The following is a 22,089-nucleotide window of genomic DNA, read 5'->3' on the forward strand; positions in this document are numbered from 1 at the left end:
TTCATAAGCACCCACACGAATTGCTTGATTCATTGCGAAAGACGATTGGGTCTGTAGCTCAGTTGGTTAGAGCGCACCCCTGATAAGGGTGAGGTCGGCAGTTCGAATCTGCCCAGACCCACCAATTGTTGAGGGTGCAGGCCTTGAAAGTATTTGGGGCCATAGCTCAGCTGGGAGAGCGCCTGCCTTGCACGCAGGAGGTCAGCGGTTCGATCCCGCTTGGCTCCACCACTTACAGATGTTGATGCGTATAGAGTTCAGAAATGAGCATTCCTGTTTAGGCAGATGAGTGTTGATTTCTGGTCTTTGACCAGTCGAAAAATCGTTCTTTAAAAATTTGGGTATGTGATAGAAGTGACTGATTGATTACTTTCACTGGTAATTAATTTGGTCAAGGTAAAATTTGCGTTGTTCTCAAGTGCAAATTTTCGGCGAATGTCGTCTTCACGTTATAGACAGTAACCAGATTGCTTGGGGTTATATGGTCAAGTGAAGAAGCGCATACGGTGGATGCCTTGGCAGTCAGAGGCGATGAAAGACGTTGTAGCCTGCGATAAGCTTTGGGGAGTCGGCAAACAGACTGTGATCCAGAGATCTCTGAATGGGGGAACCCACCTAGCATAAGCTGGGTATCATGCACTGAATACATAGGTGCATGAGGCGAACCAGGGGAACTGAAACATCTAAGTACCCTGAGGAAAAGAAATCAACCGAGATTCCCTTAGTAGTGGCGAGCGAACGGGGACTAGCCCTTAAGTTGATTTGAGATTAGTGGAAGGCTCTGGAAAGTGCCGCCGTAGTGGGTGATAGCCCCGTACACGAAAATCTCTTATCAATGAAATCGAGTAGGACGGAGCACGAGAAACTTTGTCTGAATATGGGGGGACCATCCTCCAAGGCTAAATACTACTGACTGACCGATAGTGAACTAGTACCGTGAGGGAAAGGCGAAAAGAACCCCGGAGAGGGGAGTGAAATAGATCCTGAAACCGTATGCGTACAAGCAGTGGGAGCAGACTTGTTCTGTGACTGCGTACCTTTTGTATAATGGGTCAGCGACTTATATTCAGTGGCGAGCTTAACCGAATAGGGGAGGCGTAGCGAAAGCGAGTCTTAATAGGGCGTTTAGTCGCTGGGTATAGACCCGAAACCGGGCGATCTATCCATGGGCAGGTTGAAGGTTAGGTAACACTGACTGGAGGACCGAACCGACTACCGTTGAAAAGTTAGCGGATGACCTGTGGATCGGAGTGAAAGGCTAATCAAGCTCGGAGATAGCTGGTTCTCCTCGAAAGCTATTTAGGTAGCGCCTCGTGTATCACTGCTGGGGGTAGAGCACTGTTTCGGCTAGGGGGTCATCCCGACTTACCAAACCGATGCAAACTCCGAATACCAGCAAGTGTCAGCGCGGGAGACACACGGCGGGTGCTAACGTCCGTCGTGAAAAGGGAAACAACCCAGACCGTCAGCTAAGGTCCCAAAGTTATGGTTAAGTGGGAAACGATGTGGGAAGGCTTAGACAGCTAGGAGGTTGGCTTAGAAGCAGCCACCCTTTAAAGAAAGCGTAATAGCTCACTAGTCGAGTCGGCCTGCGCGGAAGATGTAACGGGGCTCAAACCATACACCGAAGCTACGGGTTCATCTTAGGATGAGCGGTAGAGGAGCGTTCTGTAAGCCTGTGAAGGTGAGTTGAGAAGCTTGCTGGAGGTATCAGAAGTGCGAATGCTGACATGAGTAACGACAATGGGAGTGAAAAACTCCCACGCCGAAAGACCAAGGTTTCCTGCGCAACGTTAATCGACGCAGGGTGAGTCGGCCCCTAAGGCGAGGCAGAAATGCGTAGTCGATGGGAAACGGGTTAATATTCCCGTACTTCTAATTACTGCGATGGAGGGACGGAGAAGGCTAGGCCAGCACGGCGTTGGTTGTCCGTGTTTAAGGTGGTAGGCTGAGATCTTAGGTAAATCCGGGATCTTAAGGCCGAGAGCTGATGACGAGTTGTCCTTTGGGACGATGAAGTGGTTGATGCCATGCTTCCAGGAAAAGCTTCTAAGCTTCAGGTAATTAGGAACCGTACCCCAAACCGACACAGGTGGTTAGGTAGAGAATACCAAGGCGCTTGAGAGAACTCGGGTGAAGGAACTAGGCAAAATGGCACCGTAACTTCGGGAGAAGGTGCGCCGGTGAGTGTGAAGGGTTTACCCCGTAAGCACATGCCGGTCGAAGATACCAGGCCGCTGCGACTGTTTATTAAAAACACAGCACTCTGCAAACACGAAAGTGGACGTATAGGGTGTGACGCCTGCCCGGTGCCGGAAGGTTAATTGATGGGGTTAGCTAACGCGAAGCTCTTGATCGAAGCCCCGGTAAACGGCGGCCGTAACTATAACGGTCCTAAGGTAGCGAAATTCCTTGTCGGGTAAGTTCCGACCTGCACGAATGGCGTAACGATGGCGGCGCTGTCTCCACCCGAGACTCAGTGAAATTGAAATCGCTGTGAAGATGCAGTGTATCCGCGGCTAGACGGAAAGACCCCGTGAACCTTTACTATAGCTTTGCACTGGACTTTGAGCTTGCTTGTGTAGGATAGGTGGGAGGCTTTGAAGTGGGGACGCCAGTTCTCATGGAGCCAACCTTGAAATACCACCCTGGCAACCTTGAGGTTCTAACTCTGGTCCGTTATCCGGATCGAGGACAGTGTATGGTGGGTAGTTTGACTGGGGCGGTCTCCTCCTAAAGAGTAACGGAGGAGTACGAAGGTGCGCTCAGACCGGTCGGAAATCGGTCGTAGAGTATAAAGGCAAAAGCGCGCTTGACTGCGAGACAGACACGTCGAGCAGGTACGAAAGTAGGTCTTAGTGATCCGGTGGTTCTGTATGGAAGGGCCATCGCTCAACGGATAAAAGGTACTCCGGGGATAACAGGCTGATACCGCCCAAGAGTTCATATCGACGGCGGTGTTTGGCACCTCGATGTCGGCTCATCACATCCTGGGGCTGAAGCCGGTCCCAAGGGTATGGCTGTTCGCCATTTAAAGTGGTACGCGAGCTGGGTTTAGAACGTCGTGAGACAGTTCGGTCCCTATCTGCCGTGGACGTTTGAGATTTGAGAGGGGCTGCTCCTAGTACGAGAGGACCGGAGTGGACGAACCTCTGGTGTTCCGGTTGTCACGCCAGTGGCATTGCCGGGTAGCTATGTTCGGGAAAGATAACCGCTGAAAGCATCTAAGCGGGAAACTTGCCTCAAGATGAGATCTCACTGGAACCTTGAGTTCCCTAAAGGGCCGTCGAAGACTACGACGTTGATAGGCTGGGTGTGTAAGCGTTGTGAGGCGTTGAGCTAACCAGTACTAATTGCCCGTGAGGCTTGACCATATAACACCCAAACAATTTGGCTGTTAGACGGTAGAAGTCGACAGTAATGCCGAAAATTTGTAAAACGAACACGCAACACCAACTGATATCACATACCCAATTCGGGGAAGCGACCTAAAAACCGACTCCCCAACCGGATTGCTTGACGACCATAGAGCGTTGGAACCACCTGATCCCATCCCGAACTCAGTAGTGAAACGATGCATCGCCGATGGTAGTGTGGGGTCTCCCCATGTGAGAGTAGGTCATCGTCAAGCTTCTACTAGAAACCCCAGATCTCGACAGAGATCTGGGGTTTCGTCTTTTTGGCGGCGAAAAAGTAGGTCAGCGGCCAGGGTGAAGGGCAGGCAACAGACTCGTAGCCTAAAGTGCGACGCTTTGGTGGCACCACCGGGTGTCGCTTCGCTCGACCCAGGCTACGCAGCACGCGCAGGTGAGGGCAGTGGCGATCTTGTGGTGGAAGGGTGGAGCGTCTTCCACCCTACGCGAGCGTGGAGGCTTTATAGTCTGGGTTAGCCGGAGGCGTAACCCGGGGCAAGGATTGGAGTTTGCTGGGGCAGTCAGATACCTCCCGGCTATGTACACCGAATGTAGCGAACAGGCTGCAGGTCGCGCTTAGGATCCGGCTTGCCGGCGATGCCCTCAAGCCCGGCTTGCCAACAAGCCGGCTGCAAAAAGCCCCGCCCCACAAAAACGAAGAAGCCCGCATATAGCGGGCTTCGTTGTTTGGCGTGGTGCTCAACTACAGCAATTGTTCTTTCACTGCCGCAACGCTGCGTCCAGCCTGGTTGAGCCAGGACAGGTCGCTGCCCATCAGCAGCATGTCGCAGCCCATGTCGAGCAGGCGCTTGGCGGTTTCGCCGTCGGCGGGGAAGCAGGGCACCATGACCTGGATCGAGCGGGCATGGCACTTCTCGATCAGCAGTTCCAGGCGTTGTAGCACTTCGGGATTGCCCAGCCGATAGTCGACTGGCAATTGGCGCGACAGCGAATAGTCGGCCGGGCCGAAGTGCACGGCGTCGATGCCTTCGACGTCGAGGATCTCGTCGATGTTGTCGAAGAACTCGTAGCTCTCCGCCATCGGCACGATCACGCTACGCTCGTTCTCAGCCTGGGTATAACTGCCCCAGTCGAAGTTCGGCCCTGCGTAGTTGGCCGAGCGTACCGAGCTGTCACCGCCACGGCGGCCCATGGGCGGGAACTTGCTGTAGCGGATGATGGTGCGCATCTGCTCGGCATTGTGCACCTGCGGGATGATCACCCCAGAGGCGCCCATTTCCAGCGCCTTGCGAATATCCCATTCAAGGGTGCCGCGCACGCGTACCAGGCTATGAATGCCGGAGCACTTGGCCGCGAGGATCAGCTTTTCCATATCGCGGTCGACACCCAATGAGGTGTGCTCGGCATCGATGAACACGAAATCCAGGCCCCAGTTTCCCGCTACTTCGATGGGCATGGACGACGTGCTGTAGATGTTCATGCCGTAGGTGTGCGAGCGGGCCATCAACTGTTTCAGTGTACTGGTCATCACGTCACCTCAGATGCGGTAGGTATCGGGCAGGCGATCACGGAACGGGTGCACTTCGAACACACCGGGCTCGCGGATCAGCGATTTGTTGCGCGCCTTCTCGATGTCGATCTCGACGGTGAACACGCCATCCTCTGCGCCAGCCCGTACCAGCGTTTTGCCGGACGGTTCGATGATGTGGCTCATGCCGATGAACTGCATGCCGCCGTCCATGTCGTTGCGGTTCGGCGCGACGAAGTAGACGATGTTCTCGGCGGCGCGCACTGTGCTGAAGATGTCCGGCAACATGCGCGCCTGCTCTGGCCAGGCGGCCGGCAGCACGACGATATCGGCGCCTTCGAGAGCCAGGGTGCGCACCACTTCCGGGAAGCGGATTTCATAACAGATGGCCATGCCGATCCGCCCGATCGCGGTATCGAAGACCGGTGGCGTCCACTCTTCCGGCGTATCGGTGAAGCGGTCGCCGATCATGAACGGCAGGTGACGTTTGCGGTGCAGGCCGACGATGCCTTCAGGGCCGATCAGCGCGGCGGTGTTGAAGATGGCATCCGGGCGGCGTTCGTAGAATCCGGCGATGATGTAGATACCGGTCTCGGCGCTGACGGCCAGCAATGGGGCCAGCGCGTCTATCTCGATGGCGCCGCGCTCCAGGTCTTCACGGCTGTCGAAGGAGCCGCCGGTGAGCAGGCATTCCGGGAAGGCGATCAGGCGCGAACCTTCGAGTGCTGTCTGGCGTGATAGCTCTGCGACTTTCGCGATGGTCTGGGTCGGGTTGCCGGGAACGGGGTGGATCTGCGCGACCGAAATTTTCATGATTTTCCTCTATGACAGGCAGAGTGCGCCCAAGCGATTGGGCGCACGTGTTCGTGCAGCGATGCTGCGGTGTTCAGGGTTGGGCGACGTCCATGGCCTCGTAAACCTTCTTCACGAGTTCTGGATTGATCTTCGCGGCGTATTTGTCGACGACGGGGCGGACGGTTTCCTGAATGCGGGCGATCTCCGCATCCGACACTTTATTGACCTGCATGCCTGACGCCTCCAGCTCGGCGATGGCCTTGCTGTCCGCTTCGCGAGAAATCTTCCGCTGCTCGAGGCGCACTTCCATGGCCACGTCGGTGAGCAGCTTTTTCTCGTCATCGTTGAGCCTGTCCCAGAAGGTCTTGCCGATCAGGACGATCTGCGGGTTGTAGTTGTGGCGGGTGAGGCTCATGTACTTCTGCACCTCGTTGAACTTCGAGGCGAGAATCAGCGCAGCCGGATTTTCCTGGCCGTCGACCGTGCCGGTTTCCAGTGCCGTGTGCACTTCGGTAAACGGCAGCGGGGTCGGGTTGGCGCCGAGCGCTCGCCATACGTCAAGGAACAGCGGGGACTGCTGGGCGCGGATCTTCAGGCCGGCGATGTCTTCCAGCTTCTCTACCGGGCGCTTGTTGTTGGTGAGGTTGCGCACCCCCAGTTCCCAGAATGCCAGGCCGACCAATTTTTGCTCGGGTAGCTGATCGGTGAGCATCTTGCCGACTTCGCCGTCGAGCATTGCATCGACCTTGGCGGTGTCGGTGTACAGGAACGGGAAGTCGAGGATGCCGAAGTCGGTAACGTGGTTGAGCATCAGCCCGGCGTTCCAGGTCATCATCTCGATCACCCCGCCCTGCAGCGACGACAGCACCTGCACGTCACCGCCCAGCACGCCATTGGGAAAGGTGCGTACCTTGATCTTGCCGCCACTGCGCTCGCTGACCTTTTTGGCGAACAGCTCCATGCCGATGGCAGGCGGAGTGCCTTTCGGGCTGGTGGCGGCGAATTTGATGGTGTGCGAGTTGTACTCGGCGGCGAAGCTCAGGCTGCTGGCCAGCAGCAGGGCAGCGAGTGCGGTCAGTTGCTTTTTCATGGTGGAGTCCTGATGTTGGTTGTTGTTATTTGGCGAACCAGCCGGCTGGAACGATGACCAGATCCGGAAAGGCCACGAGAAGGAAAAGCACCAGCACTTCGGCGATCAGGAAGGGGAAGGTGCCTTTGAGCAGCGCTTCGTAGCGCATTCGCCCGATGCCGCAGACCACGTTGAGCACCGTGCCCACCGGCGGGGTGATCAGGCCGATGGAGCAATTGATCATGAACAGCACGCCGAAATAGATCGGGTCGATGTCGGCCGCCGTCACCACCGGCACCAGAATCGGTGCCAGCAGCAGGATGGTCGGAGTCAGGTCCATGACCATGGAGATCAGCAGGATCAGCGCCATCAGCACCAGGATCAGCAGTTTCGGGTTGTCCATCACCGGCTGAATGAGGTCGATGATTTGCCCGGGGATATCGGCAATGGTGATCATCCACGCCGGGATCGAGGCGGCCGCGACCAGAAACATCACTGCCGCGGTGGTCTTGCCGGCGCGCAGCAGCAGGGCGTTGAGGTCCTTCAGGTTGAGCTCGCGGTACACCAGCGCGGAGACCAGCAGGGCATACACGCTGGCCACGGCACCGGCTTCGGTGGGCGTGACCACGCCGAAGCGCAGACCGACGACGATGATCACCGGCAGCAGCAGTGCCCAGATGCTGTCGACGAACGCCTTGGCGCGCTGCTTGCCGCTCGCCTTGGGGCTCAGTTGTACATCGGTGTCGCGGCGCGATACCAGCCACCAGGCCACGCACAGGGCCGACGCGATCAGCAGGCCCGGGAAGATGCCGGCAAGGAACAGTTTGGTGATCGACAGCCCGGACGCCACGCCGAGCACCACGAAGCCGATGCTCGGCGGGATGATCGAACCGAGCACCGAGACCGAAGCGATCAGCCCGCCTGAACGGTTCTTGTTGTAGCCGGCGATGACCATCATCGGCAGCAGCAAGGCGGTCAGCGAGGCGGCGTCGGCGAGTGCCGAGCCGGACAGGCTCGACAGCAGCACGCCAGCGAAGATGGCGACGTAGCCCAGGCCACCGCGCAGGTGACCGACCATGGCAATGGCCAGGTTGATGATGCGCTTGGACAGCCCGCCGCTGTTCATCACCTCACCGGCGATGATGAACAGTGGAATCGCCAGCAGGGGAAAGCTGCCGGCGGAGTTGATGATGTTCTGCGCGATGATCTGGCCATCGAACAGCCCCAGCAGCCACATCAGAGCGACGCCGCAGAGAATCAGGGCATAGGCGATAGGCGCGCCAATCAGGATGGCGGCCATCAGCACGCCGACGAATACGGTGAGGGCCATTACTTGAGTACCCCGGTTTCGGTGGAGGACAGCACGTGCGCTTCTTCATCGCTGCGTTGCGGGCGGTAGCTGCCAGCCGGCTTTCTCAGGTTGTCGATCAGTTGGGTGGCGATCAGCAAGGCGCTGAGCACCGAGAACACGAGGCCCGCGCCGTAGAACAGCGCCATGGACACGCCTGTGGAAGGTGCGCCGACATGCAGGTTGATCAGCGTCTGTTTCCAGCTACCGAGCAGGAACAGCCAGGTGACGTAGAGCATGAGCAACTGAGTGATCACCAGCATGTATTTGGCGACCATGGGTGAGACGCGGCTGGTGAGCATGTCGACGCCGATATGGCCGTTCTCGTGGAGCATCAATTGCGCGCCAGCGAACACCAGCCAGACGAAAGCCAGCCGCGAGATTTCCTCGCTGAAGAACAGCCCCGAATTGAAGCCGTAGCGCAGCACGACGTTGAGGAATATCAGCAGGGTGATACAGACCAGGCTTGAAACGATCAGCACTTTCAGTGCAGCGAAGTAGATAGTCAGAACATTTTTCACGGTGCGCTCTCCAGCAAGTGGGCAGATGAGCGAAGTAAGGAAGTGGCTTGATAATTATTGTCGGCACTCGTGTAGGTTGCCGATACGGCAGCGTTGGCCGTGGAGGAATAGGCGGGCATGTATCACCTTTTTATTATTGGTCGTATGCAGTCATACGCGGTGATTTGATTCTTTTCTCATTGCCTATGGGTGTCAATGCAACTACCCGAAGAGTCGGATTCAATGTTTTTATTAGCCTGATAAAAACGGCAGATATGAGCGGGTGTGCACTTTTTATCACCCACGGGGAGGCGGTAAACGCGACTATTCAACGCGCTGCTGTCGCGGCGTTGCTAATGGTCAGCCAGCCGCGAGCCGCCAGCGGCGCGGCCTCCGCTGGCGACGATGAGGATGGTCCAACCCATTAAGGTGTGGTGCACATCCTTTTGCAGACGTCCTGGTAGTTGCGGCGTGAAATACGGGCGTATCTGCGCGAACATTGCCTACGCAAATGTCGGTAACCAAAGAGCAAGTTGCGGAAATATAATCAGCAGGGCAATCAATAACAGCAGCACAAGGCAGAAGGGCAATACGCCGATTATTACGTCCATGAAGTTGCCTTTGTTGCGAATGCTCTGCACCACGAACAAGTTCATGCCGAAGGGCGGCGTTATCTGACCCAACTCGCAAAGGATGATCAGAATCACGCCAAACCATAAGGGGTCGAAGCCCAGTGCAACTATCACCGGCACCACCAGCGGCGCGGTGGTAATCAACATCGCCAGGGTGTCCATGAAGCAGCCAAGGATGATGTAGAACAGGATGATCGCCAGCAGCGTGGCCATCGGCGACAGCTCCAGGCCGGTGATGAAGCTGACCAGCGTGGGCGTCAGGCCGATGGCCGACAGCACGAAGTTGAGGAAGAACGCCGACAGGGTGATGAAGATGATCATCCCGCTGGTGCGCATGGTCGACTCGAATGCCTGGCCGAGGTTCTGCCAGGTGAAGGTGCGCCTGAACAGGCCGAGACCGAACGCGGCCAGCACGCCCAATGCCGCCGACTCACTGGCGGTGGCGAAACCGCTGTAGATGGCACCGACCACCAGCACGAAGATCGCCAGGGGCGGTAGCAGGTCGGGGATGCTCGCCAGGCGCTCGGCCCAGGTGGCGTGCTGGCGAGTACCGCCGAGCTTCGGCCAGATCATGCAGGTGATCACGATCATCGCCACGAACATCACGCACAGCAGCAGGCCGGGAATGGTCGCCGCCAGGTAGAGTTTGGGTACCGACAGATTGGCGATCAACGCGAACAGGATCATGTTGATCGAGGGCGGAATCAGAATGCCCAGGGTGCCGCCAGCCGCGATCGAACCGAGGAACAGCGGCGCCGGGTAGCCTTTGCGCTCCTGCTCCGGCAGGGCGATGGTCGAGATGGTCGCCGCCGTGGCCACGCTGGAACCGCTGGTGGCGGAGAACAGTGCCGAGGCGCCGATGTTCGAGTTCATCAGCCCGCCGGGTAGCCACGACAGCCACTTGTCCGCCGCGCCGTACATGCGCCCGGCCACGCCGGAGCAGACCAGCAGCTCGCCCATCAGGATGTACAGCGGAATGGCCACCAGCAGAAATTCGGCGCCAGTACTCCAGGCTATTTCGCCCATGGCATTGCTCAGCGGCAACGCCGAAAACAGCTCCGCCAGCGACATGCCCAGCAGGCCCACGCTGACGGCCGCAGCGACGCTCAGGCCGAGTAAACCGAGCAGCACGATAAGGGTAAACACCAGCATCTAGCGACCCTCCTTCGTTGTTGAACGGGCACTGATACTGGAGCGCGATTCTTCCTCGATCTCTTCCTCGACGGAGTTGATGCCGATCAGCGCGTTGGCCGCGGCCCAGCGCTGCTGGCGTAACTGCATCAGGCTGTTGTAGCCGAGCACAAGAATGGTGGTAGCGAAGAACAGGTAGCCGGCGAACCACAGGGATTGGGGTATCCACTGCGGCACCTGCAGCGGCGTGGTGGAAATTGAGCGGTAGACGATGGAATCCCACAGCACGCCGCCCACATGGAACAGCAGCGTACCGACGAACAGCGCCATGCCGACCAGTGCCAGCAGGTCGAGGCCGACCTTGGGCTTGAGCGACAGGCGCGAATAGAGGATGTCCACGCGCAGGTGGGAGCGTTTGAGCAGTGCGATGGGGAAGGCCCAGGCGCTGACGATGGCCAGCACATAACCGGCAATCTCGTCGGCGCCGCCCATGGAAAAGCCAAACAGGCGCCGCAACAGCAGGTCGATGCTGATCATCAAGGCCGAGCCCATCAGCGCGATACCGCCCGCCCAGGCACTGACCCTGGCGATGCGATCGATGAGCCGAAGGCTTGGTGTGTCGGTACGTTGCATGAGCAGGTTCTCCGCGAACGGTTGGCGATCAGCGCGGCAAGCGCCTTGTGGGGCGAGGTCTTCGCGGTACTCAGGGGTCTTTCAGGTTGACGCCAATCGCCTTGCCCGCCGTGGCGTTCCACTGCTGCACGCAGTCGGCGCCGCAACGCTGGCCCCAGTCATTGGCGATACGCAGCACCATGGCGCGCAGCCTGGTCTGCTCCTCACGCGTGGGGGCGTTGGCGTGCATGTGGGCGGGGCGGTGAATCTGGCAGTCGGTTGCGCCCGTGTTACAGGCCAGCGCATAGCGGTTCTCTCGGGCGGTTTCCGTCCACAGGGCATCCTCCAGTACCTGAGCCTGGGCCTGCAGCAGTTGCTGCACATCAGGGGAAAGCTGTTGCCAGCGCTGCAGGCCCATGGCGTAGAAGCCGATCGACCAGTCCACCGGCAGGTCGTACACATGGCCCGCCACGTCGTACCACTTGGCCGCATTGCCCGAGCCCATGCCGGTCACCGCACAGTCGATGACGCCGGTCTGCATGGCGGTGACCACTTCGGCGAACGGCAAGGTAACGGGGGAGGCGCCGAGTGCGCCGACCATGTCGGCCATGTTGCGGCCACGTACGCGCACCTTGCGGCCCTTGAGGTCGTCCAGGTTGTTCACGGCATCGCGGCAGAAAAACACCTGCGCGGTATAGGGCACGGTGGCCAGCAGCTTGACGCCGTGGCGCTCTGCCATACGCGCCGCCAGCACCGGCTTGTAGGCATTGGCGATCTTGCGTGAGGTGTCGATGTCGGCCGCCATGCCGGGCAGGTCGATGCCCTCGAAGGCCGCATCGTCGCCCGCCACGAAGGCGAACACGCCCATGCCGATCTCGACCGCGCCGGCGCGCAGTACGCGAACCATCTCCGGCCCCTTGAGGCCGCTCTCCGAGAGGCCCATCAGGCGGGCAGTGACCTTGCCGCCCGAGCTGGCGGGCAGGGTTTCGCTCCAGAACGGGCGCTCGACCGCGCGAAAGGTGTAGTTGTGGCTACCGCCACCGACCACGTTGAAATGGACGGACGACGCATCGTCCGCAAGTGCACTGGCGCCAAACGAGCAGCCCAGCGCAGCCAGGATCACCCTGGGGAGCGAGTACAGTTTCATGGTAGTCCTGTTGTTCTTTTGGGGGAGCTACGGGGCAGAAACCTGAAAGGTGCAGCGGGTCGGTATTGAAATTGTTGTCGCCTGACCGGGCGCGTTGGTGCCGGCGTTATCGCGCCTTGCCGATGGCTGCATCGATCACCGAGCGTGAGCCCACCACATCGGGAAACTTCTCACCCTGGGCCAGGCGCGCCAGGGTGTGCTTCTCGTTCTCCTGGAACTCGATGGCACGGCGGGCCAGGGCCAGTGCCTGGGCGGGTGGCAGGATGACGATGCCGTTCTCGTCGGCGATCACCGCATCTCCCGGTCGAACCACCACGCCACCGCATTGCACCACCGTACAGAACTCGCCTTCCTCGCCCTTGACCCGCGTGGTGATGGCGCTGGCGCCCCACGACCAGACCGGCACCCCGTGCTGGCGAATCTCGCCCAGGTCGGTGACATAACCATCGATGACGATTCCGGCGATGCCTGCCTGCTTGGCGGCATACGCCATGGCGCCGCCCATGGCAGCGGTCACGCTTTCGCCACAGCGGTCGACCACCAGAAAGTCACCCGGCCTCGCGCAACCCATCGCGTAATGTAGGATGCCGCCGTCGGCGCCGGGCATTTTCACCGTCACCGCCGTGCCGACGGTGCGCAGGTTTTCGAAATGCGCCTTGATCTGCGGGCTCACTATGCCGGTGGTGATGAAATGCCCAATCGTGGCGGGCTCGGCTCGCACAAGAACGGAAAGTTCTTCTGGATTAATCGCGTCGGGAAGTGCTTCGATAATATACATGCGCTGTTTAATTATTCGTTTTTGGCAAGAGTTGGCCCGATCCTAACAAGCCTGTTTTTGTGGCGATAATAAAAATCAGCGAACAAAAGAGGGGACGATTTTTATCATGCGAATTACCCTGATGCAGATCGAGGCCTTCTACTGGACTGCCCGATTGGGCGGTGTACATGCCGCCTCACGCCATCTCCACCTCACCCAGCCGGCCATTTCCTCGCGCATTCGCGAGATGGAGTCGCTGCTCAGCGTCAAGCTGTTCGACCGCAGCAAGCAGCGCATGACCCTCACCGCCGATGGCCATATCGCCCTGCGCCACGCCGAGCTGGCGCTCAACAACAGCGTGAAACTGGAGCAGTTCGCCGCCAAGCAGAAGCAGCACCGCCGGCTGCGCCTGGGTGCCGACGAATGCTCGGCCATGGTTGGCCTGACCGCCGTGATCGCCGAGATCAAGGCGCACTTTCCCGAGATCACCCTGGAAATCACCATCGACGTCGGCGCGGTGCTCAACCGCAAGCTCAACGACCACGAGCTCGACCTGGCGCTGCTCACCAACCCCGCCACCCGCGAGGACGTCACCGACATCTTCATTGGCTGGATGACCTTCCAGTGGGTAGCCGCCCCGCAACTGGGCATCGACGCCGACCCCTTCCTGCCGGAACACGCCGCCGGCCACCCCATCGTCAGCCACTCCGCGCCCTCGACCTTGTACTCGGTGGTCGAGAGCTGGCTCAAGGACGGTAACGCCCCGTCGGAAGCCTTCCACTCCAGCAACTCGCTGGCCTTCATGGCCAAACTGGTCTCCGCTGGCCACGCCATCGGCATCCTGCCCGTGCCGCTGATCCGCGAAATGCTCGCCCTCAACTTGTTGAAAACCCTGCCCTGCGACCCACCGATCCCGCCGGCGCGTTTCTGCCTCTCCTACATGACGGAAATGCCCGATATGCAGATCGATGCGCTGGTCGCTATTACTCGCGAGACGTTATTGCGGCAGAAGTTTCTGGTAGGGGCGGAGGATCTAGACGTGAATGCTCAAGATGTCGAAAGTTGATGGTATTGAAAGGAGTGGGCTTGCATCGCACTGTCTCTAACTGACCAAGTAATTCTCTATCATCACAGGTATTAAAAATGTCCCGTTGTTAACCGAGGCTTTCATCGCAACGGGGCATCAATTAAAGACCGCCGCGGTATCTATGCGCCGCCAGATCGCTTCGGAAAAGCTATAGAGCGCAAACGCGATCAGTCCGGCGCCGATCAGCGCCAGCCAGAAGGTGCCATACGGCAACGACTGCAGTGCATTCAACGCGTCCTCAAGGCCTGGTGGCTCGGTGGGCTTGTAGCGCGCACCACCACTGAAGAGCATGCCGGATACCACCAGAAACGAGACACCTCGGGCGATCAGCCCCACCTTCGAGACGGGCGTTACCCAGCGCATGATGTGGTCCGGCGCAGAAAAGTACTTTTCGAACTTGGCTTTCCACCCCTTGATGATGTGCGCGATGCCGACGCCCAGCGGCACCAATGCGACCAGGTAGACCAGGTAGTTCGAATACTTCCAGCCCAACATCCCCGATAGAAAATCGCCGTTGCCACCGCCGCCACTGGAGGACTCGCCGAGCGAGCTTCCCAGCAGACCCAGCGTAAACAGGGTCAGCAGGCTATAACTGATGGCACCACCAACAAGGCCTGCGCGCGCTGCGAGCCCCTTGGCATCGGCGCCATGATCTTCCGGGTCGGTAATGGCCTGGGTTATCCGCCATGCGGCGTAAGCGATAAGCCCTGCGACCATGATCCAGAGCAACGCTTCGCCGAAAGGTTGCCCCAGCAGTTGCGAGATCGCGCCTTTGGTACCGACCGTTTCGCCGCTACCCCTGGCCGCAAGTAGTGCGAAGGTGCCGATGATCAGATACACCACCCCGCGTGCTGCGTAGCCAGTCCGAGCGAGCCAGACGATGCCGTGAGAGAGTTCGCCTTTTGCGTGGCTGGCTGGGTTATACACAGTGAGGCTCCTGAGTGGGAATGCAGACGATGCTGCAGTTGACACCCACCGGTGTATCGCGGTTTCGATTGATTGATCGCAGGCTTTTGGGAAGGGGCGAGCCCGAGGCTCCTAGAGGTTTTACCTCCGAAACCTCTGACTGTAGTGGTCTACTATCCCCCCAAGCTTGTCTTTCACTCACCCTACTCAAATGCCGCAGACCTATCGGGCTATTAAACGGAGCCCATCTATCAGGACAAATACGTATCATGAGGCAGCGGGTTCGCTTGGTAAGCTCGCTCTCAGACAACTTTTGTCGATGTGGCCGTCATGGAAGAAAGCGCGCAACAGCGTTCAGAACGCTATGTATCCGCCCGCAGCCAGCACCCCGCGTGGCTTTTGCTCGCCTCGCGCCGTGCTCCGCTCGTATTGGGTTGCCTGCGCACGCTTTTCGAGCGGGCGCACGATGGGATCCCCATGGAGGATGCGCTACATGCGCTGTCCGAAATGCTGGCTGCTTATGCCAGCCAGGAGCTCTACGAGATCGACCCGGATGCAACGCATCTCCAGGCAGGTCGTGAACTGCGTGAATGGATCAAGCGGCGCCTTGTCGTGGAGCGAGAGGGTCGTATCTACGCAACCGACGCGCTGGAGTCCGCCATCCAGTTCGTCGACTCGCTGGATAGCCGGATCATGACTTCCACAGCATCTCGCCTTTCGGTGGTCCAGCGCGAGATCGAAAACCTGGAAACGGGCTTGAACCCCAGCCCGACTGGGCGCATTGCCAGCCTGCGCCGCCGAATCCAGGATTTGCAGCACGAGCTAGCACAGGTAGAAGCTGGCCACGTCATCGTGCTGGATGAAGCGCAGGCGATAGAGGGCGTACGCGAGGTGTATAACCTGGCCACCAGTCTGCGCGCGGACTTTCGACGAGTTGAAGACTCTTGGCGCGAGGCGGATCGCGCCCTTCGACACTCCATCATCAGCGAGCAGTCTCACCGTGGAGAGATCGTCGATCGGTTATTGGATGGGCAAGACGCCCTACTCAACACACCGGAAGGGCGTGTCTTCGAAAGCTTCCAGCAGCAACTGAGACAGTCCGCTGAGCTGGAAACCATGCGTGAGCGCTTGCGCACCATCCTTCGTCATCCGGCGGTGCCAAAGGCGCTGAATCGTCCCCAGCAACGTGAACTGCGTTGGCTGGCGTTACGCCTGGTTCGGGAGTCGCAAGCTGTGCTCCAAGCGCGCGCCCGAAGCGAGCGCGATGTTCGCGGCTTCATGAAGACGGGGCTGGCCGCCGAGCATCATCGCGTCGGACAGTTACTCAACGACTTCTTCAATCTAGCGCTCAGCGTCGACTGGCAACGCCAGTCAGAACGCCGTAAGCCTGCATGTTTACCACCAATTGGCGTAGCCATTACTGGTGTCTCGGCAATCGAGCGTCTGCGCTTCAAGACCCTGGATGACGATGATACGGGCGAGCTGGATCTGAGTTTGAAGCCTGCGGGGTTGGAGCAGATTGAGGATGACTTCTGGGATGCCTTCGATGGGCTGGATCGTCAAGCGCTGATTGATGACACCCTGGCTGTGCTGGTGGAGCAGGGTCGCCCTGTGAGTCTCGGGGAGCTTGCGTCTTTGCTTCCACCTGCTCACGACCTGGAAACCTTTGCGCTCTGGCTGGCGATGGCGCGCGAGGCAGGTATCGAGGTGCTGACGGAGGAGCGTCAGCTCGTGGAGCTGGTTGATGAGGATGAGCAACGCTGGCGCTTCAATCTGCCTTATGCCGGACTCGACCACGAGGCACTCAAGAACATCGACTGGGAGTTGTGAGCATGGCAGGGATCTTCGATCGAATGGCAGGCGCCTCTGGCGCCGACGAAACGGAGCCCATGGCGTTGGATGACGGCGTGGACGATGAACAGCCTGTCATGAGCGCTGCTGTACAGGTTGATGAGCGCCGGACGCCGCAACGGGTACGTGAGGCCGTACAGGAAATGCTCAAGTACGGGCTGCTGGAAGAGAGTCACAAGCCCAACCTGTATCGCTCAGCGCTTGCCAATATCGAGGCGGTCGACAGAATCCTGGAGCCACTCGACCTGGCCATGGGGCTCGACGAGGTTCGGGGGCTGGTGTTCGTCACCGTTCGCCAGGGGGAGGTGGCCGAGCAGGATGACTGGTCGCATCCCCTCGTGCGTCGGCAAAGGCTGAATCTGGAGCAGTCCCTGCTTATAGCCATTCTGCGACAGCATTTCATCGCGTACGAACAGGAAAGCGGTACGGGTGCTAGTCAAGCGCTGGTAGCTGTTGATGAGCTGATTCCCCAATTGCAGGTTTACCTGGGCGAACTGGGCAGTGAGGCGAAGGAGCGCAATCGCATCATCACGCTGCTGGATCAGCTCAAGGGGCATGGCCTGGTGTCAGCTCTGGACGCACATGATCGCGTCATCATTCGCCCCATCATTACTCACTTGGCCAACCCGGAGAACCTGCAGGCACTCGTGGCTTGGCTGCGCGAGCAGGTGGAGGGTGCGGCTACGTCGGCTGCTGGTGATGAGGAGGACAAGGCGTGAAGCAGGCACTACTCTGGCGTGACAGCGAGACGTTCATTCTCAGCAGCATCGAACTCTATAACTGGGGCGGCTTTCAGGGCTATCACCGTGCTGAGATCGATCCTTCCGGCACCGCCGTGATCGGCCCGACGGGGAGCGGTAAAACGACGCTGGTGGATGCACTGATGACCTTGCTGTGCGCCAATCCGCGCTACAATCTGGCATCCACGGGCGGGCATGAAAGCGACCGCGATCTGGTGTCCTATGTGCGCGGCGTCACCGGCCCCGGGGACGGCGGCGTAGAGCAATCGCATATCGCGCGCCAGGGTAAGACTGTCACCGCCATTGCCGCCACGCTCGAGCGTGACGGTGCGCAGGTTCGACTGGGCGCTGTGCTCTGGTTCGAGGGCACCAGCTCCTCGGCGTCCGATCTGAAAAAGCTGTGGCTGTTAAGCGAGTCCCCCGAGCAGACGCTCGAGTATTGGCTCAGTCAGCATCACTCAGGCGGCATGCGGGCTCTGCGTCAGATGGAGAAGGATGGGACGGGTATCTGGCCTTATCCGAGCAAGAAAGCTTTCTTGGCCAGGCTCAGGGATTACTTCGAGGTCGGTGAAAACGCCTTCACTTTGCTCAACCGCGCTGCCGGCCTGAAGCAGCTCAACAGTATTGATGAGATCTTTCGAGAGTTGGTGCTCGATGACCGCTCCGCCTTCGAGCGGGCTGCGGAGGTCGCCACCAGCTTCGATGATCTAACTGACATTCACCGAGAGCTGGAAACCGCTAGAAAGCAGCAGCGCTCATTGCAGCCGGTCGCCGATGGCTGGGAGCGTTATAGGGCCTTGCAAGAACAGCTGCAGGATAAACAAGCTCTCGAAAGTATCCTCCCAGTCTGGTTCGCCGAGCAGGGGTATCGCCTGTGGTTGGCTGAAACCAACAGGCTTGAGACAGAGCATAAACAGGCCGAACTGGATCAGGAGCAATGCAGGAGTCAGCTTGAGATCCAGAAGGGCGTGGCCGATCAGCATCGTCAGAGCTACCTGCGAGTAGGTGGCGCAGGGATAGATCAATTACGCGGGCGCATCGCTGATTGGGGCCGGGAGTGCGATAAGCGGCGCCTGAAAGCCGAGCAATACCAACGCTTGGCCAAGGGGTTTGGACTGGCGGATGAGTTATCGGCCGCTGCTCTCAAGGAGAATCAGCAGCAGATCGCGGCACGCCTGGAAATACTGACCCAGCAAATCACTGAGGCAGGTCAAAAGGCGTTCGATGCAGGTCTCGTCCAGCAGGAACTCAATGGCCGCCTGCAGAGCTTGCAGCAGGAGCGTGCCGAGGTTGAGAGACGGCCCGGCTCGAACCTGCCTGGGCATTTTCATGCTTTTCGAGGTGATCTGGCACAGGCGCTTGGCGTTGATGAATCAGCCCTTCCTTTCGTCGCCGAACTGGTTCAGGTCAAGCCCGAGGAACTGGCCTGGCGGGGGGCCATCGAGCGGGCCATCGGTAGCCACCGGCTGCGTATCCTGGTGCCGCAGGGCTCATCCCAGACCGCACTGCGTTGGGTGAACCAACGCCATAACCGCTTGCATGTGCGCCTGTTGGAGGTCAAGGAGCCGTCGTCGCGCCCCGTTTTTTTCGACGATGGGTTTACCCGCAAGCTGACTTTCAAGGAGCATCCGTACCGAGAAGCGGTAAAGGCACTGCTGGCGGACAATGACCGCCACTGCATCGAAAGCACGGAGCAATTGCGTCATACCCCGCACGCCATGACGGCCCAGGGGCTGATGTCGGGCAAGGAACGCTTCTTCGACAAGCAGGATCAGAAGCGCCTGGATGAAGACTGGTTGACCGGCTTCGACAACCGCGACCGTCTGGCCTTCTTGGCTGAGCAGATTCACGAGGTCAATCAACAGCTCGCGCCTGCCAAGCTGGCCTTGGATACTGCCCAGGGCAATGTCCACCAGTTAGAGAGTCAAGCGTCGCTACTGCAACGCGTCGAAGAGCTGCAGTTCGAGGATATTGATCTGCCGGGAGCTGAGAGTCAGCTGGAGTCGCTGCGTTCTCAGCTGGACGCCCTAACGCGCCCAGATTCCGACCTTGCCATGATCAAGGCCGAACTGGATGAAGCCGAGGCCCTGCGGGAGACTCTGGATCAAAAGCTGCAACGACTGATCGAGCAGTGCGTTCAGTTGAGAACTCAGTTCGAGCAGGCCGCATCCGCTACCCGTAAGGCTTATCGCGGTGCCGAAAAGGGGCTGAGCGATACGCAGCGTGAACGGGCGAAAATGCATTTCCCGACCCTGACTGCTAATGAGCTCGGCGATATTGTCGAACTGGAGCGCGAGCATACGCGTGAGCTTCAAGGGCAGCTCAAAGCGCTCGGCGATAAACTGGGCGATCAGAAAACGGAGCTTGCCAGACGCATGTCCGATGCCCTGAAGGTAGACACCGGGGCGCTTGCAGAGGTCGGGCGAGAACTGGTGGACGTACCCAGGTATCTGGAGCGTCTACGTGTGCTGACCGAGGAAGCCCTGCCCGAGAAACTCAAGCGCTTCTTGGAATACCTCAATCGTTCCTCGGATGACGGCGTCACCCAACTGCTGAGCTATATCGACCATGAGGTCTCGGTGATCGAGGAGCGCCTGGATGATCTGAACAGTACGATGCAGCGTGTCGACTTTCAGCCCGGACGCTACCTGCGTTTGGTTGCGAGAAAGGTCATCCATGAAAGCCTGCGCACCTTGCAACAGGCTCAGCGCCAACTGAACTCGGCGCGTTTCATCGATGATGAAGGTGAGAGCCATTACAAGGCATTACAGGAGCTCGTTGGATTGCTCAAAGATGCCTGTGAGCACAGCAGGAATCAGGGAGCCAAGGCGCTTCTGGATCCGCGCTTCCGCCTGGAATTCGCGGTCTCGGTGATTGATCGAGAAAGCAAGAGTGTTATCGAAACCCGAACAGGTTCTCAGGGCGGTAGTGGTGGCGAGAAGGAGATCATCGCCTCATATGTGCTGACTGCTTCACTGAGCTATGCGCTCTGTCCCGACGGCAGCAGCCGGCCGCTGTTCGGCACCATCGTGCTCGACGAGGCGTTCTCGCGCAGCTCCCATGCGGTTGCCGGCCGGATCATCGCGGCGCTGAGAGAGTTCGGCCTGCACGCCGTCTTCATCACTCCTAACAAGGAAATGCGCCTGTTGCGCCACCATACGCGTTCGGCAGTCGTCGTTCATCGGCGCGGAATGGAATCCAGCCTGCTTTCCCTGAGCTGGGAAGCATTGGATGAGCATCATCAACAGCGTATCAAGGCAATGCATGAAGTCGCCCACTGAAATCGGCCGCAACCTGGCCAGGCAATGGCAGCGCTCCAGCGTGCGCCTGGAGCGCTTGCTCAATCCCGCTAGCTGGCCGCAAAGCCCCAACATCGGCAAGCCTTCGGCACGCCTGTTCACTGACAATATCCAGGCGGTGCTCCGGCATGTGGAGAGCTGGCGGAGCGTGAAGGTGGGTAAGGTCGAATGGGAACCCGTCAGCTATCGAGCAGGACTGGCCCCCATTTCCTTGCCGAGGCGCTGGCACTTGCGCAGTCCCTCCGAATGGATTGCCGCGACCGACGATCCAGCGGTTAGCCAGGAATACGCTCAGCTCGAATATCTGGTCGAGCAGGTCGACAGTGCTTTTCATGCGCTGCTGGTGGCACAACGCAGCCTGTGGTTGATGAAGACGCCTGAAGAAGTCGTCGCCACAGCGCAACTCGCCACCTGCTTGTCGCCAGGCTGTGCCCGAGGCCGTCCACTGCGCCTGCTTGCAGAGCATGGCGTGGACACCAAGTTTTTCGAGCGCAACGCCAGCTTGCTGACCAAGCTCCTCGACGAGCGCTTCGAAGGCGCTGCGTCCGAGCAAGGCCTGACGACGTTTCTGGATGCCTTTGAAGAAAGCGCTCACTGGGTTCTGGTCGTTCCTCTTCAGACTGAGTTGCTGCCCTTCAAGCGGCTTAGGCTCACCACTGCGGAACTGGCCGAAACCCCACTTCCCGGTTCGCGATTGCTCGTGGTGGAAAATGAGCAATGCGTTCACTTACTGCCCGAAACCTTGCCGGACACCCTGGCTGTGCTGGGCGCAGGGCTCGATCTGCAGTGGTTGGCGTCTGCGCACCTTGCCGGGAAACAGATCGCCTACTGGGGCGATATGGATACCTGGGGCTTGCTGATGCTGGCGCGAGCGAGACTCCATCAGCCGGCAGTCGAAGCACTATTGATGGAGCAGGAGCTGTTCGTACAGCACTCACCGGTGAGCGCAGTCGTCGAACCGACCAAAGCGCTGGAGTCGGCGCCACCTGGTTTGCTGGCTGACGAAGCGGATTTTTATCGGTATCTGCTGATGCAAGAACGAGGGCGTCTTGAGCAGGAGTACCTGCCAAAGATACAAGTAGAGCGCGCTATCAGGCAGTGGGCTCGAAAGAACCCTGTATAAAAGCTGACGACGCCTTAGTAGCCCTGCGATCAAGCATCGACTCTGACCAGCGGCGCATGTAGTCGCTCCAGGTTCATGCTCTAACACCCAGTTCGGGAGAGCGGGCAATTCGGTCACTTTTTTTTTCTTTGTATTTAAGCGTTTTTCCAAGCGCTCCAAGGCAGCCAACTCCTGAACGTCGGCTGCCAGG

At 59.0% G+C, this 22,089-nt stretch carries 16 protein-coding genes, 2 tRNA genes and 2 rRNA genes; 10 read left to right on the top strand and 10 right to left on the bottom strand.

Going from position 1 to position 22,089, the window contains the following annotated elements:
* The first annotated feature begins 47 nt into the window (after nucleotides 1-47).
* The 4 genes from ACZ0AV_RS15235 to rrf all read left to right on the top strand — a co-directional run bounded on the left by ACZ0AV_RS15235 (nucleotide 48) and on the right by rrf (nucleotide 3,631).
* Nucleotides 48-124: transfer RNA gene (locus ACZ0AV_RS15235), tRNA-Ile, on the top strand.
* A gap of 31 nt (nucleotides 125-155) precedes the next feature.
* Nucleotides 156-231, top strand: a tRNA-Ala gene (locus tag ACZ0AV_RS15240).
* Nucleotides 232-483: 252 nt separating this feature from the next.
* Nucleotides 484-3,374, top strand: a 23S ribosomal RNA gene (locus ACZ0AV_RS15245).
* 141 nt (nucleotides 3,375-3,515) lie between these two features.
* A 5S ribosomal RNA gene (gene rrf / locus ACZ0AV_RS15250) occupies nucleotides 3,516-3,631 on the top strand.
* 485 nt (nucleotides 3,632-4,116) lie between these two features.
* Here the strand turns inward: rrf and ACZ0AV_RS15255 are convergent.
* The 5 genes from ACZ0AV_RS15255 to ACZ0AV_RS15275 form a co-directional block, all read right to left on the bottom strand.
* Entirely contained in the window at nucleotides 4,117-4,902 is a 786-nt protein-coding gene (locus ACZ0AV_RS15255; protein ID WP_499151804.1) for an HpcH/HpaI aldolase family protein, read from the bottom strand.
* A gap of 9 nt (nucleotides 4,903-4,911) precedes the next feature.
* Nucleotides 4,912-5,715 (bottom strand): carbon-nitrogen hydrolase family protein, encoded by an 804-nt coding sequence (locus tag ACZ0AV_RS15260; RefSeq protein ID WP_499151805.1) that lies wholly within the window; start codon nucleotides 5,713-5,715, stop codon nucleotides 4,912-4,914.
* Nucleotides 5,716-5,788: 73 nt separating this feature from the next.
* The gene (locus ACZ0AV_RS15265; protein WP_499151806.1) at nucleotides 5,789-6,787 is read right to left on the bottom strand and encodes a TRAP transporter substrate-binding protein; all 999 of its coding nucleotides are present in this window, start codon (nucleotides 6,785-6,787) and stop codon (nucleotides 5,789-5,791) included.
* Between the two features lie 25 nt (nucleotides 6,788-6,812).
* On the bottom strand, nucleotides 6,813-8,096 hold the full coding sequence (locus ACZ0AV_RS15270; protein WP_499151807.1) for a TRAP transporter large permease: 1,284 nt from the start codon (nucleotides 8,094-8,096) through the stop codon (nucleotides 6,813-6,815).
* Nucleotides 8,096-8,635: a TRAP transporter small permease gene (locus ACZ0AV_RS15275; protein WP_499151808.1), complete on the bottom strand. Its 540-nt coding sequence runs from the start codon at nucleotides 8,633-8,635 to the stop codon at nucleotides 8,096-8,098. Before ACZ0AV_RS15275 ends, ACZ0AV_RS15270 begins: the two co-directional genes overlap by 1 nt.
* Nucleotides 8,636-8,682: 47 nt before the next feature.
* Here ACZ0AV_RS15275 and ACZ0AV_RS15280 point away from each other — a divergent pair, with 47 nt between their 5' ends.
* Nucleotides 8,683-9,042 (top strand): hypothetical protein, encoded by a 360-nt coding sequence (locus tag ACZ0AV_RS15280; protein ID WP_499151809.1) that lies wholly within the window; start codon nucleotides 8,683-8,685, stop codon nucleotides 9,040-9,042.
* A 75-nt stretch (nucleotides 9,043-9,117) separates the two neighbouring features.
* Here the strand turns inward: ACZ0AV_RS15280 and ACZ0AV_RS15285 are convergent, their stop codons facing one another.
* The 4 genes from ACZ0AV_RS15285 to ACZ0AV_RS15300 all read right to left on the bottom strand — a co-directional run bounded on the left by ACZ0AV_RS15285 (nucleotide 9,118) and on the right by ACZ0AV_RS15300 (nucleotide 12,914).
* Nucleotides 9,118-10,398, bottom strand: coding sequence for a TRAP transporter large permease (locus ACZ0AV_RS15285; protein ID WP_499151810.1), 1,281 nt, complete (start codon nucleotides 10,396-10,398; stop codon nucleotides 9,118-9,120).
* A complete protein-coding gene (locus ACZ0AV_RS15290) occupies nucleotides 10,399-11,010 on the bottom strand; it encodes a TRAP transporter small permease subunit (RefSeq protein WP_499151811.1) in 612 nt (203 codons plus the stop codon).
* Nucleotides 11,011-11,080: 70 nt separating this feature from the next.
* Nucleotides 11,081-12,136, bottom strand: a complete 1,056-nt coding sequence (locus tag ACZ0AV_RS15295; protein WP_499151812.1) for a TRAP transporter substrate-binding protein — start codon at nucleotides 12,134-12,136, stop codon at nucleotides 11,081-11,083.
* Between the two features lie 106 nt (nucleotides 12,137-12,242).
* Nucleotides 12,243-12,914 (bottom strand): RraA family protein, encoded by a 672-nt coding sequence (locus ACZ0AV_RS15300; RefSeq protein WP_499151813.1) that lies wholly within the window; start codon nucleotides 12,912-12,914, stop codon nucleotides 12,243-12,245.
* Nucleotides 12,915-13,020: 106 nt separating this feature from the next.
* Here ACZ0AV_RS15300 and ACZ0AV_RS15305 point away from each other — a divergent pair, with 106 nt between their 5' ends.
* Nucleotides 13,021-13,959: a LysR family transcriptional regulator gene (locus ACZ0AV_RS15305; protein WP_499151814.1), complete on the top strand. Its 939-nt coding sequence runs from the start codon at nucleotides 13,021-13,023 to the stop codon at nucleotides 13,957-13,959.
* Nucleotides 13,960-14,076: 117 nt separating this feature from the next.
* Here ACZ0AV_RS15305 and ACZ0AV_RS15310 read toward each other — a convergent pair whose 3' ends face one another.
* Nucleotides 14,077-14,907: a DUF1206 domain-containing protein gene (locus ACZ0AV_RS15310; protein WP_499151815.1), complete on the bottom strand. Its 831-nt coding sequence runs from the start codon at nucleotides 14,905-14,907 to the stop codon at nucleotides 14,077-14,079.
* A gap of 309 nt (nucleotides 14,908-15,216) precedes the next feature.
* On the opposite strand from ACZ0AV_RS15310, the gene ACZ0AV_RS15315 reads away from it, so the two are divergent.
* From ACZ0AV_RS15315 to ACZ0AV_RS15330, 4 genes are read left to right on the top strand one after another with little or no spacing between them, the layout of a single operon-like run.
* A complete protein-coding gene (locus ACZ0AV_RS15315) occupies nucleotides 15,217-16,716 on the top strand; it encodes a DUF3375 domain-containing protein (RefSeq protein ID WP_499151816.1) in 1,500 nt (499 codons plus the stop codon).
* A 2-nt stretch (nucleotides 16,717-16,718) separates the two neighbouring features.
* Nucleotides 16,719-17,456 (top strand): DUF4194 domain-containing protein, encoded by a 738-nt coding sequence (locus tag ACZ0AV_RS15320; protein WP_499151817.1) that lies wholly within the window; start codon nucleotides 16,719-16,721, stop codon nucleotides 17,454-17,456.
* Complete coding sequence (locus ACZ0AV_RS15325) at nucleotides 17,453-20,758, top strand: ATP-binding protein (RefSeq protein ID WP_499151818.1); 3,306 nt, start codon at nucleotides 17,453-17,455, stop codon at nucleotides 20,756-20,758. Before ACZ0AV_RS15320 ends, ACZ0AV_RS15325 begins: the two co-directional genes overlap by 4 nt.
* Nucleotides 20,709-21,899 carry a Wadjet anti-phage system protein JetD domain-containing protein gene (locus tag ACZ0AV_RS15330; protein ID WP_499151819.1) on the top strand — a complete coding sequence of 397 codons (1,191 nt, stop codon included), beginning with the start codon at nucleotides 20,709-20,711 and terminating at the stop codon, nucleotides 21,897-21,899. Before ACZ0AV_RS15325 ends, ACZ0AV_RS15330 begins: the two co-directional genes overlap by 50 nt.
* Nucleotides 21,900-22,089 lie beyond the last annotated feature (190 nt).

Source organism: Pseudomonas sp. AC532 (assembly GCF_979258965.1).